Here is a 14,435-nt window from a genome sequence, read left to right as displayed (position 1 = left end):
ACAAAACGTCCCAACCCCTTAATTGATAACGGTTCTCAGAACCTTCAGCGAGAGGTTTCGGCCAAGGTCTCGATCGGAATACGCGTCACCTGGACATCCTCCTTGTTGGTCGCATAGCCGACATAGAGCCATCCATTCCAGATGACGCTCTTGGGGTAGTGATAGCCGGGCCGCTTGTATTGTCCCTCGTAACGCAGCGGCTGGAGATCGCTCGCCCCGCGCAGGAGAAAGCTGCGGTCGAACAGCCGCCCGTCGGAGCTCAACGTCACGGCCAGAGGGATGCGCGGGCGGTCCGCGTTCGGCGCATTGACCAGATAGGCCGTCCCGTCCGGCAGGTTGCCCGCGCTCTGCTTGGCCCGCGAATCCGGCATGTCGGTCAAGGCGGGCGTGGTCCAGGTCACGCCGCGATCACAGCTTTCCGACGCCAATTGGCGAAAGCTCAGCTCCTCGTCGCGGAAGACCATGACGGCGCAATCGCCGCGCTGGAACAGGCTGGGTTCGATCTCGCGGCTGAGCTGCTTTTCGTGTTCGGCGGCCGCGCCGCTGACGTCGCGAGGCAGGTTCTGCATCCGTCCGGCGGTCCAGCCCGACACGCCCAGAGCGTCATCAGTGTAGAAGGGCGTGGCGATCATGCCCGGACGCCTGTGGAAGCCGGTCATCAGACGGCCGCCGATCAGGTGCGGGTCCTGCTCGATCACGCCCTCAACCGGCCCCTCGACGCCCATGACGCGGCGCGGCTCGCTCCAGGTCTCGCCGTCGCGGCTCAGGCGATATTCGGCATAGCCGCCCGCCCCGGATTGAAAGCCGTCGGGCCAGACGTTGACATAGGCGACCAGGGTTTCGCCGTCCGTCCACCATCCGCCGCTGGAGCGCATCACCCCGCCCTCGCCCGCCTCGGCCAGGACGGCGGGCGCACGCCAGGTTTCGCCGTCCTCGCTGACGCTCCAGGCGACCCAGGTATCGGGCGCATCCTCGTCCCGCGCCGAGCTTTGCCACTGGGCGTACAGCCGCCCCTTGAAGGGCGTCAGCACCACGCCGTTGCTGAACCGGTCGGTGTTCTCGCCTGGGGCGAAGACCGTGAACGTCTGGGCGCCCGGCGCCGGCTTCAACCCCAGGTCGGGATTCCCTGCCTGGAACAGGCCCGGCGCGACCCGGTAAAGCGGATCGGCTGGAGCGGCGGCCATCAGACCCACCGCCGCCAGAGCAGCCAGAAGGCGAAGCCCGCCCTGACGCATCACTGGGTCAAATTTCGCTGGGCCAAAGTTCACTGGGCCAGGGTGTCGATACGGCCGCGCAGCATCTGAACCATGGCGGAGAAGTCCTTGCCGCCGTAGCCGAGGCCGTTGAACAGGGCGTAGAGGGCCTCGGCCTGCGCCCCCAGCGGGGTCGTGGCGCCCGCCTTGGCGGCCGCGTCCTGCGCCAGCTTCAGATCCTTCAGCATCATGGCGGTGGCGAAGCCGCCTTCATAGTCGCGGTTCGACGGGGCGGTCGGCACCGGACCGGCCCAGGGGTAGTAGCTGGTCACGCTCCAGCACTGGCCGGACGACTTGGAGGCGATTTCGAAGAAGCGTTCAGGCTCCAGACCCAGCTTCTCGGCCAGGGCGATGGCTTCACAGGTGCCGATCATCGAAATGCCCAGCAGCATGTTGTTGCAGATCTTGGCGGCCTGCCCCGCGCCATGGTCGCCCGCGCGGATGGTGATGCGGCTCATCGGGTCCAGCGCCGGTTCGACACGGGCGAAGTCGGCCTCGTCGCAGCCGACCATGAAGGCCAGGGTGCCTGCGTCGGCGGCCGCAGTGCCGCCCGAGACGGGGGCGTCGGCGAAGGCGTAGCCCGCCTCCTTGGCCAGAGCCGCCACCTTGCGCGCCGTCTCCACGTCGATGGTCGAGCAGTCCAGCAGAAGCGCGCTGGAAGGCGCCGCGCCGATGATCTGCTCGGAATAGACGCTGAGGACGTGCGGCCCGGCGGGCAGCATGGTGATGACCACCTCGGCGTCCTTCACGGCTTCAGCGACCGAACTGACGGTACGGCAGCCGGCCTCGGCGGCGCGTTCCAGCGCGGCGGGCGACAGGTCGAAGGCGGCCACGTCATGCCCGGCCTTGGCCTGATTGGCGGCCATGCCGCCGCCCATGTTGCCCAGGCCGATGAAGGCGATGCGAGTCATCTGTGCGTTTCCCTTATGGATTTTGGCCGAGGGTTAGCGCCGCCCGTCCCGCTTCGCCAGTCACCAATTCGAGACGGGACGCCTCAGTTCGGCTTGCGGAAGCGATAGACGAACTGATCGGTCTTGCCCCGGATCGCCTCATCAAAGACGTTCAGGCTGTGGTCGTCGGCCGTGTTGGCGACGGCCGTGCTTTCGCCGTCAAACACGAAGCCGGCGGCCTCGACCTCCTTGCGAAGCTGGGCGCCCTCGATGCGGTGCAGGGTCTCGACCACGGAGTTGGCGGCGCCGGGCGCGGCCTGGTGGTCGATGACGACATAGAGGCCGCCGGGCTTCAGCGCCTTGAAGATGTCGGCGTTCATCTTGGCCACGTCCACGTCGAAACGGGGGATGTGGAAGTCGTGATACTCCTGGCTCATGATGACCAGGTCCAGCGGCTGATCGAAGCTCATGGCGTCCAGGTCGCCGTTGACGCGGCTGACGTTGGGATAGGCGGCGACTAGGGCGTCGGCGCGCGGGTTCTCGCGCTCGGCCGTGCGGTTCGGCACGAAGGCGTAGACATGACCGCCCTCGCCCACGACCCGCGCGAACAGTCGGGTGAAGTAGCCCGCGCCGGGGCGGATGTCGGCGATCCGCCAGCCCGGCTTCACCTGGGCGAAGGCCAGCATCTCGGCCGGATGACGCAGGGCGTCGCGCTCGACCTCATCAGCTGGACGCAGGGCGTCGGCGACGGCGGCCTGATAGGCGGGCGTCGAAGCGTCCTGGGCGAGCGCCGGAGCGCCGCTCAGAAGAACGGCGGCGACGGCGGCGGCGGCGAGCAGATACGGTTTCACGGCGAACTCCTTGATCTCTTGCTGCCCCGGTCGGGGCCCGGTCGGCATAAGGCGCGCGGATAAGGCGGCTGGCAAGCCGCCCCGTGTCAGGATCAACCGGCGGACATGGAGGCCGGCGTCTGCTTCTCCTTCAGGGTGACCAGCTCCTCGGCCATGGTCGGATGGACGGCGCAGGTGGCGTCCCACTGAGCCTTGGTCAGGCCCGCCTTCACGGCGATGGCGGCCAGCTGGATCATCTCGGGGCTGTCGGGGCCGACGATGTGGCAGCCGACGACACGCTGGCTCTCCGCATCGACCACCAGCTTCATCAGCACCCGCTCGTCCGAGCCGGTGAAGGCGTACTTCATCGGGCGGAAACGGGTGACGTAGACGTCCACCTCGCCCGGACAGGCGTGGCGGGCCTCCGCCTCGGTCAGGCCGACCGTGCCGACCGGCGGCTGGCTGAAGACGGCGGTGGCGACGGCTTCATAATCGAAGCTCTGCGGATTGTTCCGGTAGACCGTCTCGTGGAAGGCCACGCCCTCGCGGATGGCGACGGGGGTCAGGTTCATCCGGTCGGTGACGTCGCCGATGGCCCAGATGTTGTCGGCCGTGGTCTTCGAATACCGATCGACCTTGATGGCGTCGTTCTCGTTCAGCTCGACCCCGGCGGTCTCAAGGCCCAGGCCCTTGACGTGCGGCGTGCGGCCGGTGGCGAACATGACCACGTCGGTCTCGATCGTCATGCCGTTCTCGAGGTGGTTCACCAGGCCGGTCTCGGTCTTCTCGATCGAGGCGTGCTGGCAGCCCAGGATGACCTTGACGCCGCGCTTCTCGATCTCGCCCGCCAGATGGGCGCGCACGTCGTCGTCGAAGCCGCGCAGGATGTTCGGGCCGCGATAGATCAGGGTCGTCTCGACACCCAACCCCGCAAAGATGCCCGCGAACTCCACCGCGATGTAGCCGCCGCCCGCGATCAGAATGCGCTTGGGCAGTTCGGGCAGGTGGAAGGCCTCTTCCGACGTGATGGCGTGTTCGATGCCGGTCAGGCTTTCCGGCTTCCACGGGCGGCCGCCGGTGGCGATCAGGATCTTCTCGGCGGTGATGGTCTGGTCTTTTCCGACGATCTCGACGGTGTGGGCGTCCTTCAGGACAGCGCGACCGTGGACCAGGTCGACGCCCGCCTTGGCCAGGTTGGCGGCGTAGATGCCCGACAGGCGGGCGATCTCGACATCCTTGGCCTGCAGAAAGGTCGGCCAGTCGAATTTCGCATTGTCGAAGGACCAGCCGTAGCCCTCGGCGATTTCCAGGGCGTGGCTGACTTCGGAGGCCATGACCATGAACTTCTTGGGCACGCAGCCGCGCACGACGCAGGTGCCGCCGACACGGTACTCCTCGGCGATGGCGACCTTCTTGCCGCCCAGCGCCGTCAGCCGCGCCGCCCGCACCCCGCCCGAACCGGCGCCGATGACAAAGAGGTCGTAGTCGTAGGTCGTGGTCATCGGGGGCTCCGGCATCAGACTCGAAAACTAGAGTCCAATTCGTCTGAATCGTCTGAAATCCGCCCGGCTGAGCCGCAGCGCTGACCCGACTTAGGCGCCGGGGCGCGAGCGGGCAAGGCGTGAGGATCAAGCACGCCCGTTTGCCGCATCCCCCCTTCCGTCATCCTCCGGCGAGCGGAGCGAGACCGGGGGACCCAGCGGCGCCGAAGGCGATCTTTACTGCAAGCGTGACGGGTGGAGCTTTCGCCCTGACGGGCGCCGCTGGATCCCCAGGTCTGCGCCGCTGCGCGGCTTGCCGGAGGATGACGAAGAATGGGTAAGGATCAGGGATTAATCGTCTCGACGCCCGCGTCCGTGCCGATGACGGCCAGGTCGGTGAGGTCGAGGAACAGGCCGTGTTCGACCACGCCGGTCAGGCTTTTCAGGTCGGCGGCGAGGCGGGCCGGGTCGGCGATCAGCTTGCAGGCTGCGTCGTAGATCAGGTTGCCGCCGTCGGTGCGGATCAGGCCGCGCTCGGCCTCGCGCACGCGAGCGGGCGAGGCGATGTCGTGGTCGGCCAGAACATCGGCGATGCGGTTGGCGGTCGTCTTGTGACCGAAGGCGACCACCTCGATCGGCAGGGGGAAGGTTCCCAGCGCAGGCACCACCTTGGCCGCGTCGGCGATGCAGATGCAGCGGGCCGACGCCTCCCACACCAGTTTCTCGCGCAGTAGGGCCGCGCCGCCGCCCTTGATAAGGGCCAGGCCGGGGCCGATCTCGTCGGCGCCGTCGACCGTCAGGTCGATCTTCGGCGTGTCTTCCAGCGTCGACAGGGTCAGGCCCAGTTCGCGCGCCAGATCGGCGGTGCGTTCGGACGTCGGGACGCAGCGCAGATCCGGCAGGTTGCGGGCGGCCAGCGCCTTGACGAACCAGGCGGCGGTGGAGCCGGTGCCTAGGCCGACCACCATCCCGGCCTCGACGTATTGGGCGGCGGCTTCGCCGGCGTTCTTCTTCTGCAGGTCGCTCATTGGGATTTCGCCGCCTTCTTCGCGCGCATGGTTTCCATGAAGCGGGCGGCCCAGCCCGGCTTCGTCGTCTGCTGACCGCGCGCCAGCGCCAGGTCGCCGGGCGCCACGTCCTTCGTCACCACCGAGCCGGAGCCGACCATGGCGCCTGCGCCGATGGTCACGGGGGCGACCAGCGAACTGTTCGAGCCGATGAAGGCCCCCTCGCCCACCGTGGTGCGGTGCTTGAAGAAGCCGTCGTAGTTGCAGAAGATCGTGCCCGCGCCGATGTTGGCCTTCGCGCCCACCACGCCGTCGCCGAGATAGGCTAGGTGGTTGGCCTTGGCGCCGGCGTCCATGCGGACGTTCTTGACCTCGACGAAGTTGCCGACCTTGACGCCCTGCCCCAGATCCGCGCCGGGGCGCAGGCGGGCGTAGGGTCCGACCTCGGCGCCGGTCGCGACCTTGGCTCCCTCGATGTGGCTGAAGCTGCGGATACGCGCGCCCTCGGCCACCTTGGCGCCGGGGCCGAAGACCACGAAGGGTTCGATGGTCGTGCCTGCGCCGATGTCCGTGTCCCAGGCGAAGTGGACGGTGTCGGGCGCGCTCATGGTCACGCCCTGCGCCAGGAAATGCTCGCGTTGGGTCTTCTGGAACAGGGCCTCGGCCTGAGCCAGTTCGCCTTGCGCGTTGACGCCCATGACGGAGTCCTCGGCGGCGAAGACGGCGCGGGTCGGGGCGCCGCGCTTGCGGGCCAGCTCGACCACGTCGGTCAGATAATACTCGCCCTTGGCGTTGTCGTTGCGGACCTCAGCCAGCAGATCGAACAGCAGGCCGACCGGCGCGGCCATCACGCCGGAATTGCAAGCGGTGACGGCCAGAACCTCGGCGGAGGCTTCCTTGGCCTCGGTGATGGCCAGCAGGCTGTCGCCCTCAAGGATCAGACGGCCGTATGCGCCGGGGTCGCGGGCCTCGAAACCGATGACGGTGACGCCTTCATGGGCGGCGAAGACCGGCTCGATGTCGGCGGCCTTCAGCAGGGGCACGTCGCCATAGGTGACGACCACATGGCCGACGAAATCGCCCAGCACAGCCTCGGCGGCGCGCACGGCGTGGCCGGTGCCCAGCGGCGGGTCCTGAACGGCGATGCTGTCGGCGCCGAGGCGCTTTTCAACGTGAGCGCGGACTTCCGGCGAGTGGGCGCCGACTACGACCACGATGCGCTCGCACCCCAGGGCCTCGGCCGCGTCGATGGCGTGATCCAGCATGGCGCGCGCGCCGACCGGGTGCAGCACCTTGGGCAGAGGCGACTTCATTCGCGTGCCCTGGCCGGCGGCGAGGATGATGGCGGCGCGAGGGTGAGGTGCGGTCATGAATCGATCCGGCGGCTTGTCGTTGCCTGCGATCTAGCCCATTGCCGAGGTCTTCGCGAGCCGGGAGACAGATGAGTGAGCATTGAGCGCGACCTGGAAGGCTGGACCATCGCCTTCGATCTGGACGGGACTCTGGTGGATTCGGCGCCGGACCTGATCGGCACGCTGAACCGGATGCTGGCGGAGTATGAGTTGCCGCCCGTGCCCATGTCCTCGACCCGGCATCTGGTCGGGCACGGCGCGATGGCCATGCTGCGTCACGGCTTCATGGAAGCGGGCGCCGTCTGGGACGAGGCCCACGCACCCGGCCTATTCGAGCGCTTCATCGAGGTCTACCTCGCTCACATCGCCGATGAGAGCCGCCCGTTCGACGGCTGCGTCGCGGCGCTGGACCGGTTGAGCGCGCGCGGAGCGATCCTGTGCGTGGCGACCAACAAGCGCACCGACCTGTCGGTCGCGCTGATCGAGGCGCTGGGGCTGACGCGCCATTTCGCCTTCATCGCTGGCCCGGACGTGGTGTCGGCTCGCAAGCCCAGCGGCGCCCACATCATCGAAGCGGTGCGCAAGGCGGGCGGCGATCCGGCGCGCTGCGTCATGGTCGGCGACAGCACGACCGACACCAAGGCGGCCAGGGACGCGGGCGTGCCCTGCATCACCGTGAGCTTCGGCTACAACGACGTGCCGCATGCGGAGTTGGGCGGCGACGTGATGATCGACCACTACGACGGGTTCGATGAGGCGCTCGCGGGGGTGATGGGCTGAATCCTTCTCCCCTTGCGGGAGAAGGTGGCAGGCGGAGCCTGACGGATGAGGGGTTGCGCCGACCCGCAAATCATCGCTCGTCGGTCTATGGCGAGAGACCCCTCATCCGGCCCTGCCGGGCCACCTTCTCCCACAAGGTGAGAAGGAAAACTAAAGGTTACATTAGAACTTCTCCCCCTCAACCGCCCCTGCGGCTGTTGCGGTCTTCGCGCCTGCGAAACACATAGATCGACCTGTTCCTCCTCCCTGGGTCGTCATGTTTCGTCGCTTCTTCGCCATTCCCCTGTGGCAGCGCACCGCCGCCGGGTTCGCCCTGGGCATCATCGCCGGTCTGATCCTGCGCGAGCAGGCGACGATCTGGCTGCAGCCGATCGGCGACGTCTATCTGAACCTGATCCGCATGGTGGTGGCGCCGCTGGTGCTGTTCACCATCGCCAGTTCGATCGCCAAGCTGGGCGAAGGGGTCGGCGCCGTGCGGCTAGGGGTGCGGACCATCGTCTGGTTCGCCATCACCTCCCTGCTGGCCGTGTTGGTCGGCTTCGCCTTCGGCCATATCATCAATCCGGGCGTCGGCCTGTCCGACCTGCCGCTGGGCGAGGTGAAGGCGCGCGAGATCCCCTCGCCCCTGCAGGTGCTGCTGGGCGTCGTGCCGACCAATCCCTTCGCCTCGCTGGCCGAGGGCAAGGTGCTGCAGATCATCTTCTTCTCGGCGCTGCTGGGCGGGGCTCTGGTGGCGCTGGGCGACCGGGCGCAGAACGCGCGCAGGCTGGTGGACGAAGGCGCGGCCCTGATCTTCCGCATCACCCGCTGGGTGATCCAGCTGACGCCGTTCGGGGTGTTCGGCCTGATCGGTTCGGTCGTCGGCGGCTACGGCTGGGAGGCGCTGCTGCCGCTGGGCAAGTTCATCTTCGCCATCTATGCGGCCTGCCTGTTCCACATCTTCGTCGTCTATTCGGGCCTGCTGAAGCTGCATGGGCTGAAGGTCGTCAGCTTCTTCCGCGGCGGCGCTGCGGCCATGCAGACGGCCTTCGCCACTTCCTCATCGCTGGGCACCCTGCCCGTCACCCTGCGTCAGACGGTCGAACGGCTGGGCGTGCCGCAGGCCTATGCGTCCTTCGCCGTGCCTCTGGGCGCCAATGTGAAGATGGACGGGTGCGGCGCCATCTATCCGGCCATCGCCTCCATCTTCATCGCCCAGTATTTCCAGATCGACCTGACGCTGACGCAATATGTGCTGATCGGCCTGACGGCGGTGCTGGGATCGCTGGGTACGGCGGGCGTGCCAGGGACCAGCATCGTCATGCTGACCCTGACGCTGTCGACGGCGGGGCTGCCGCTGGAAGGCGTCGGCTATATCATCGCCATCGACCGCATCATCGACATGATGCGTACCGCCACCAACGTCACCGGCCAGATGGTCGTGCCGGTCCTGGTCGCCAGGGAAGAAGGCATCCTGAACCAGGACATCTACAACGGCCATGTCGCCTGGCTGCCCGGCGATCCGGAGGACGAAACCCCGGAAGGCGCGCAGGCGGCGGGAATCTGAACAAGCAGCGCTGGTATTTGATGATTTGAGGCTTGCCGTCGTCGGAATCGCGGGCTATGTCCGCGCCTCCCGACGGCGCAGTCACTAACCGCCCCGTTCCAGGCGGACGCGTAGCTCAGCGGGAGAGCACCTCGTTCACACCGAGGGGGTCACAGGTTCAATCCCTGTCGCGTCCACCACTTTCTCACTCACGCTCAATTCGCTTTGCTCATCGCTCCGTAGGGGGCGGCGAACGATCGCCGGCGCCCAGTCGAGCGCTGCGTGGATGGTTCAAGGCGCAGCCTTTCACCTCCACCATTCTCTTCCTTGAATTCGAACCGCCAAGAGACGATGGCGTCGCCCTCGGCGTCGAACGACCTGGCGAACCCGCTTTCATCTGCGGAAGTGAGATGCGGGAAGGGCCTAGTATTTCCGACAAGATGACGCGGCGCCCTGGCGGATGATTACATAAGCCGCCTCAGGCGAGAGGCGTGAAGTCCCCGGCCCGGCGATCCCAACCGCTATCCAGCGTTCGTCGGGCCTGTCACCCTCGTTGAGCGCCGCCCTTGCGCCCTTTTTGGCCGATTCGGGCAGAAATTTGACGCATATGAGGCGATCAAATGGAACCCAATTCTTAATAAAAGGTTAACGCGATTGTCGACGGCGTCGGGGGTCATACGATCTCCCCTGTCACGCGAATACAGTAAGCACGTAGCGTTGTTTCGCCAATTGTAAACAACCATCAAGGCTGAAGGCGATGACAGATGATCGCTTTTCTTATGCGACGCCTCGCGACGCCCAAACTGCAAAACGGATCGCAGTATCCGGCGGCGCCGGTTTCCTGGGATCTCACCTGTGCGGGCGGCTGATCGACGCCGGCCACCATGTGACCTGCATCGATAATTTTCATACGGGCCGACACGCGAACGTCGCTCATCTGATGAGTTCGGATCGCTTCCATCTGGTGGCGCAGGACATCAATGAGCCGCTGGACGAGGCGCTGGGCCGCTTCGATCAGATCTACAACCTGGCCTGCCCCGCCTCCCCGGTTCATTATCAATATGATCGGGTGAAGACGGCCATGACCTGCTCGATCGGCACGCTGAACCTGCTGAAGCGGGCGGCGGCGGACGGGGCGCGGTTTTTTCAGGCCTCGACTTCGGAAATCTACGGCGATCCGGAAATCCACCCGCAGGTGGAGAGCTATCGTGGCAACGTCAACACGGTGGGACCGCGCGCCTGCTACGACGAGGGCAAGCGGTTCGCCGAGACCCTGGTGACGGACTTCGGGCAGCAGCACGGCCTGACCACGCGGATCGTGCGCATCTTCAACACCTACGGGCCACGGATGCATCCGGACGACGGGCGGGTGGTGTCGAACTTCATCGTTCAGGCCCTGGCGGGGCGCGACATCACCATCTACGGCACAGGCGAGCAGACCCGGTCCTTCTGCTTCGTCGATGACCTGATCGAGGGCTTCATCCGCCTGATGGAGACGGACGAGGAGATCGACGGACCGGTCAACATCGGCAATCCGAACGAAATCACCGTCAACGACCTGGCTCGGCGGGTCATCGCCCTGTCCGGTTCAGGCTCGCGGCTGGTCTATCACCCGCTGCCGATCGACGATCCGCGCCGCCGCAAGCCGGACATCTCCAGGGCTCTGGCCCATCTGCGCTGGTCGCCTCTGGTGCCGCTGGAGGAAGGGCTGGAGCAGACCATCGCCTATTTCGCCGGCGAGCTGGAGGGCCAGCGTCTGGCCCCAAGCGGCGCGAGCGCATCCTGAGACGACAGCTGGATAATCCACCAACGGACCGAGCAACCACCACCGACTGATTGGGCAAATAACTGGGCGAGCGGCGTGATGAACACTCAAGATCCGAACTGGGCGACCCTGCTGGTCTGGCTGTTCGCCATTTCCCAGGTCCTGTATTTCGGCAGCTTCCTGCTGGAGATGTATTTCCGCTCGCTGCGCGTCGAGCGGGTGGACATGGACGAGCCTCTGCCGGCCCGCGAGGCCGATTATCCCTTCATCGTCCTTCTCTACCCCGTGCTGCGGGAGCTGGAGAGCACCATGGAGACGACGTTCACGGCGCTGGCCAAGCTGGACTATCCGACCGATCGATATCGCGTCCTGGCCATTCCCAACAGCAACGACGCTGAGACCATCGCCAGCCTGAGACGGCTGACCGGCGCCTACCCCTTCGTCGAGATTCTGGCGGTGCCGCCGACCACAGACCCCAGCTGGGACATGGTGTGGAACGCCTGGGACCGGAATCCCAAGGCCTACTGGTGGCACAGCGGCAAGCGCGCTGGTGTCAAGGATCTGCCGCCCAAGAAGACGCGGCAGCTGATCTACGCCACCTATCACGTGGCAGAGACCTACAGGGACAAGAGCGGGCTGACGATCGACTACATCGACGCCGACAGCTGCCCCCCGGCCGATCACTTCAAGGCCGCGGCCATCGGCCTGCGCCGGTTCGACGTGCTGCAGGCGCGCAATGTGGCGGGCAATCTGAACGCCAGTCTGGCCGCCGCCTTCCACGCCTTCGACCACATGACCTGGGACGGGGCCAAATACGGCCACCTGTCCGATCCGAAGCAGCCCTACTGGGTGCTGGGCAAGGGACTGTTCTTCAAGGTGGACGACCTGATCGAACTGGGAAGCTTCCACCCCTGGATCGCCATCGAGGACCCGGAGGTGGGCCAGCGGTTCTGGAAGAACGGCCGGACGCTGGGCATCATCGAGGGTTCCCTGATCGAAGAGGTGCCCGAGACCTTCAGCGAGGGGATCACGCAGAGAAAGCGCTGGGTCGCCGGCTTCTTCCAGAGCCTGACGACGCCGCTGAAGGAGATGGACTTCAGCTTCGGCGAACGGGTCCGCGTCTGGATGAACTTCCTGCCCTGCATGTCCATGTGGGTGAACACCCTGGGCATCCCCCTGGGCGTCTGGGCGGCCTGGCGGTTCTTCCAGGGCGCGGACTTCCTGCCGCTGTGGCTGGTGATCCTGTCGATCTTCAACATCGCCGCCTTCTCGATCCTGATGATCGGCCTCTACATCAAGACGTGGCGGCGGACCGACCTGGTGCTGGACGGCGCGGGCGCGCGCCTCGGCTACATGCTGATGGTCAATCCCATCTTCATCATGGTCTGGTGGTGCGTCTGGATCATCCCGCTGACGCTGGGCTTCGTCATGTATCTGCGGGACAGCGGCCTGGCCTGGCAGCGGACCGAGAAGATCGACGCCAACAACACCCTCGTCCGCACCAAGCTGGATGAGTTCGGCGCCCTTCGTCATCACCAGCACTAAGCAGACGATCATGGACAGGCACATTCTCATCACGGGCGGGGCGGGCTTCATCGGCTCGCACCTGGTCGACGCCATGCTGGCGCGGGGCTATCGGGTGACGGTCCTGGACAGTCTGTCGCCTCAGGTCCACGGCGACGCCGAACTGGATGCGGACGGGTGGCCCGTCTACCTCGACGCGCGGGCCCGCCGCATCAGGGGCGACCTGCTGGAAGACGGCGTGTTCGAGGCCGCCCTGAACGGCGTGACCCACCTCGCCCACCTCGCCGCCTCGGTCGGCGTGGGTCAGAGCATGACCAACATCGTCGACTACACCCGCAACAACGTCATGACGGCGGCCGTCATGCTGGAGACCCTGTCCCAGCGACCGCACACGGTGGAACGGATCGCCGTCGCCTCGTCCATGTCGATCTATGGCGAGGGTGATTACGTCCGCCCCTCGACCGGCGCCCATGTGACCGCCGACGTGCGTCCGCACGCTCAGTTGGAGGCGCGTCACTGGGACCTGATGGTCGACGGAGAGTCGCTGGAGCCCTGCCCCACGCCGGAGGAGAAGCTGCTGCAGCCCAACTCCATCTATGCGGTGAACAAGCGCGACCATGAGGAGATGTTCCTGTCGGTCGGCCGCGCCCTGCGCATCCCCACCGTGGCCCTGCGGCTGTTCAACGCCTATGGTTCGCGCCAGGCGCTGAGCAATCCCTATACGGGCGTGGCCGCCATCTTCATCTCGCGGCTGATGAACGACCAGCCGCCGCTGGTCTTCGAGGACGGGCGGCAGATGCGCGACTTCGTCCACGTGCAGGACGTGGCCGAAGCCTTCGCCACCGTGCTGGACGACGACCGCGAGATCTGGGACGTGTTCAACGTCGGCAGCGGCGCGCCCGTCTCGATCAATGAGATCGCCGACGTCCTGGCCCGATTGCTGGGCAAGAACATCGCCCCGGAGGTGCTGAACCGCTATCGGGTCGGGGATATCCGCCACTGCTTCGGCGATATCTCCAAGATCGAGCGCACCTTCGGCTTCACCCCTCGGCGCTCCATGGACCAGGGCATGGAGGAGCTGATCGCCTGGGTGTCGCGCGCGCGCGCGCCCATTGACCGCAGCGCTGAAAGTCTGGAACAACTCTCCAGGGGAAGATTGGTCGTATGACGGCATTCGCCCCCCTGTTCTGTATGCGTGAAGCGCCCGTCGCAGGCGTCGCCAGCATCTGGCGCGTTCGATACTTCGCAAGGAACTGACCCATGCCCCATCGTCGACGCCCGATGACTTCGCTGGCCGCCCTGACGGCCGCGGCCTTCGCCTGCGCGGCCGTCGCCTGGGTCGGCCCCGCCTCGGCGCAAAGCGACGTGACCATCTTCGCCGGCGGTCAGTTGGACGTCGCCGACAGCGCCTATGCCGGGACGACGATCGGCCTGCCGGGCTCGGTCGACTCCAGAGGCTTTGCGGTGCGGGGCTCCGTCTACACCGGCAGCTATGACTACAACTCGGGCCCGAACGAGATCGACGCCGACTTCACCGGCGCCCAGGCGGAGTTGATCTATCGCTTCGGCAGCGGGCCGACCTGGGGCAGCGTCGGCGTGGGCTATCGCTATGTCGATACGGACCTGAGCCCCGCCGATCCCGGCAACCGGCGCGACGGCGGCCAGGGCGGGGTCATCGTCTCCCTGGACGGCGGCCATGTCTCCGGCCCCTGGCGAGTCGACTGGTACGGCTCCTACGGCTTCGAGGTGGACGACTACAACGCCCTGGTCAGCCTGACCCATCAGGTCGGATCGTCCGGCCGGGTGCGCCTGGGCATGGAGGTCGCGGCCGAAGGCGACACCAACTACAACGCCTATCATGTGGGGCCCGTCGCCGGCTTCAAACTGAACGAACGCTCAGAAATCCAAGTTTCTGCAGGCCTCAGCGACGGCGATGAACGAGATTCCCAGGCCTATCTACGGGTCGGTTTCTATCGAAGCTTCTAGAGCCGGTCGCAGTCCGGCGGGCGGATTGGGCCGCTCAGCTCA

12 protein-coding genes and 1 tRNA gene are annotated in these 14,435 nt (G+C 66.4%); 7 read left to right on the top strand and 6 right to left on the bottom strand.

Going from position 1 to position 14,435, the window contains the following annotated elements; genetic code table 11:
- Positions 1-44 precede the first annotated feature (44 nt).
- The 6 genes from ACWIDZ_RS12905 to glmU form a co-directional block, all read right to left on the bottom strand.
- Positions 45-1,235, bottom strand: coding sequence for a sialidase family protein (locus tag ACWIDZ_RS12905; RefSeq protein WP_453989405.1), 1,191 nt, complete (start codon positions 1,233-1,235; stop codon positions 45-47).
- Positions 1,236-1,264: 29 nt separating this feature from the next.
- The gene (gene mmsB, locus ACWIDZ_RS12900; RefSeq protein ID WP_338575633.1) at positions 1,265-2,164 is read right to left on the bottom strand and encodes a 3-hydroxyisobutyrate dehydrogenase; all 900 of its coding nucleotides are present in this window, start codon (positions 2,162-2,164) and stop codon (positions 1,265-1,267) included.
- 83 nt (positions 2,165-2,247) lie between these two features.
- On the bottom strand, positions 2,248-2,994 hold the full coding sequence (locus tag ACWIDZ_RS12895) for a class I SAM-dependent methyltransferase (RefSeq protein ID WP_453989403.1): 747 nt from the start codon (positions 2,992-2,994) through the stop codon (positions 2,248-2,250).
- Positions 2,995-3,086: 92 nt separating this feature from the next.
- Complete coding sequence (gor, locus tag ACWIDZ_RS12890; protein ID WP_312217750.1) at positions 3,087-4,475, bottom strand: glutathione-disulfide reductase; 1,389 nt, start codon at positions 4,473-4,475, stop codon at positions 3,087-3,089.
- A gap of 323 nt (positions 4,476-4,798) precedes the next feature.
- The gene (rpiA, locus tag ACWIDZ_RS12885) at positions 4,799-5,482 is read right to left on the bottom strand and encodes a ribose-5-phosphate isomerase RpiA (protein ID WP_312217751.1); all 684 of its coding nucleotides are present in this window, start codon (positions 5,480-5,482) and stop codon (positions 4,799-4,801) included.
- Positions 5,479-6,831 carry a bifunctional UDP-N-acetylglucosamine diphosphorylase/glucosamine-1-phosphate N-acetyltransferase GlmU gene (glmU, locus tag ACWIDZ_RS12880; protein ID WP_453989402.1) on the bottom strand — a complete coding sequence of 451 codons (1,353 nt, stop codon included), beginning with the start codon at positions 6,829-6,831 and terminating at the stop codon, positions 5,479-5,481. The genes rpiA and glmU overlap by 4 nt, the downstream gene beginning before the upstream one ends.
- 75 nt (positions 6,832-6,906) lie before the next feature.
- Here glmU and ACWIDZ_RS12875 point away from each other — a divergent pair, with 75 nt between their 5' ends.
- The 7 genes from ACWIDZ_RS12875 (at position 6,907) to bcsS (ending at position 14,393) form a co-directional block, all read left to right on the top strand.
- The gene (locus ACWIDZ_RS12875; RefSeq protein WP_119411973.1) at positions 6,907-7,593 is read left to right on the top strand and encodes an HAD-IA family hydrolase; all 687 of its coding nucleotides are present in this window, start codon (positions 6,907-6,909) and stop codon (positions 7,591-7,593) included.
- A gap of 256 nt (positions 7,594-7,849) precedes the next feature.
- On the top strand, positions 7,850-9,139 hold the full coding sequence (locus ACWIDZ_RS12870; RefSeq protein WP_453989400.1) for a dicarboxylate/amino acid:cation symporter: 1,290 nt from the start codon (positions 7,850-7,852) through the stop codon (positions 9,137-9,139).
- Positions 9,140-9,243: 104 nt separating this feature from the next.
- Positions 9,244-9,318 (top strand) — tRNA-Val (locus ACWIDZ_RS12865).
- 557 nt (positions 9,319-9,875) lie between these two features.
- A complete protein-coding gene (locus ACWIDZ_RS12860) occupies positions 9,876-10,904 on the top strand; it encodes a UDP-glucuronic acid decarboxylase family protein (protein WP_453989399.1) in 1,029 nt (342 codons plus the stop codon).
- A gap of 78 nt (positions 10,905-10,982) precedes the next feature.
- Positions 10,983-12,428 carry a glycosyltransferase family 2 protein gene (locus tag ACWIDZ_RS12855; protein WP_453989474.1) on the top strand — a complete coding sequence of 482 codons (1,446 nt, stop codon included), beginning with the start codon at positions 10,983-10,985 and terminating at the stop codon, positions 12,426-12,428.
- 10 nt (positions 12,429-12,438) lie between these two features.
- A complete protein-coding gene (locus tag ACWIDZ_RS12850; protein ID WP_453989398.1) occupies positions 12,439-13,575 on the top strand; it encodes an NAD-dependent epimerase/dehydratase family protein in 1,137 nt (378 codons plus the stop codon).
- A gap of 92 nt (positions 13,576-13,667) precedes the next feature.
- Positions 13,668-14,393, top strand: a complete 726-nt coding sequence (gene bcsS / locus ACWIDZ_RS12845) for a cellulose biosynthesis protein BcsS (RefSeq protein ID WP_453989397.1) — start codon at positions 13,668-13,670, stop codon at positions 14,391-14,393.
- Positions 14,394-14,435: the final 42 nt, after the last annotated feature.

It is taken from the genome of Brevundimonas sp. NPDC055311 (assembly GCF_053645695.1).
This window is presented reverse-complemented; position numbering and strand designations above follow the sequence as displayed.

What these genes read in the sequence shown, in the direction of transcription:
- ACWIDZ_RS12905 (WP_453989405.1), bottom strand. Translation starts at nt 1,235, where the DNA reads ATGCGTCAGGGCGGGCTTCGCCTTCTGGCTGCTCTGGCGGCGGTGGGT.
- mmsB (WP_338575633.1), bottom strand. Translation starts at nt 2,164, where the DNA reads ATGACTCGCATCGCCTTCATCGGCCTGGGCAACATGGGCGGCGGCATG.
- gor (WP_312217750.1), bottom strand. Translation starts at nt 4,475, where the DNA reads ATGACCACGACCTACGACTACGACCTCTTTGTCATCGGCGCCGGTTCG.
- rpiA (WP_312217751.1), bottom strand. Translation starts at nt 5,482, where the DNA reads ATGAGCGACCTGCAGAAGAAGAACGCCGGCGAAGCCGCCGCCCAATAC.
- glmU (WP_453989402.1), bottom strand. Translation starts at nt 6,831, where the DNA reads ATGACCGCACCTCACCCTCGCGCCGCCATCATCCTCGCCGCCGGCCAG.
- ACWIDZ_RS12870 (WP_453989400.1), top strand. Translation starts at nt 7,850, where the DNA reads ATGTTTCGTCGCTTCTTCGCCATTCCCCTGTGGCAGCGCACCGCCGCC.
- ACWIDZ_RS12860 (WP_453989399.1), top strand. Translation starts at nt 9,876, where the DNA reads ATGACAGATGATCGCTTTTCTTATGCGACGCCTCGCGACGCCCAAACT.
- ACWIDZ_RS12855 (WP_453989474.1), top strand. Translation starts at nt 10,983, where the DNA reads ATGAACACTCAAGATCCGAACTGGGCGACCCTGCTGGTCTGGCTGTTC.
- ACWIDZ_RS12850 (WP_453989398.1), top strand. Translation starts at nt 12,439, where the DNA reads ATGGACAGGCACATTCTCATCACGGGCGGGGCGGGCTTCATCGGCTCG.
- bcsS (WP_453989397.1), top strand. Translation starts at nt 13,668, where the DNA reads ATGCCCCATCGTCGACGCCCGATGACTTCGCTGGCCGCCCTGACGGCC.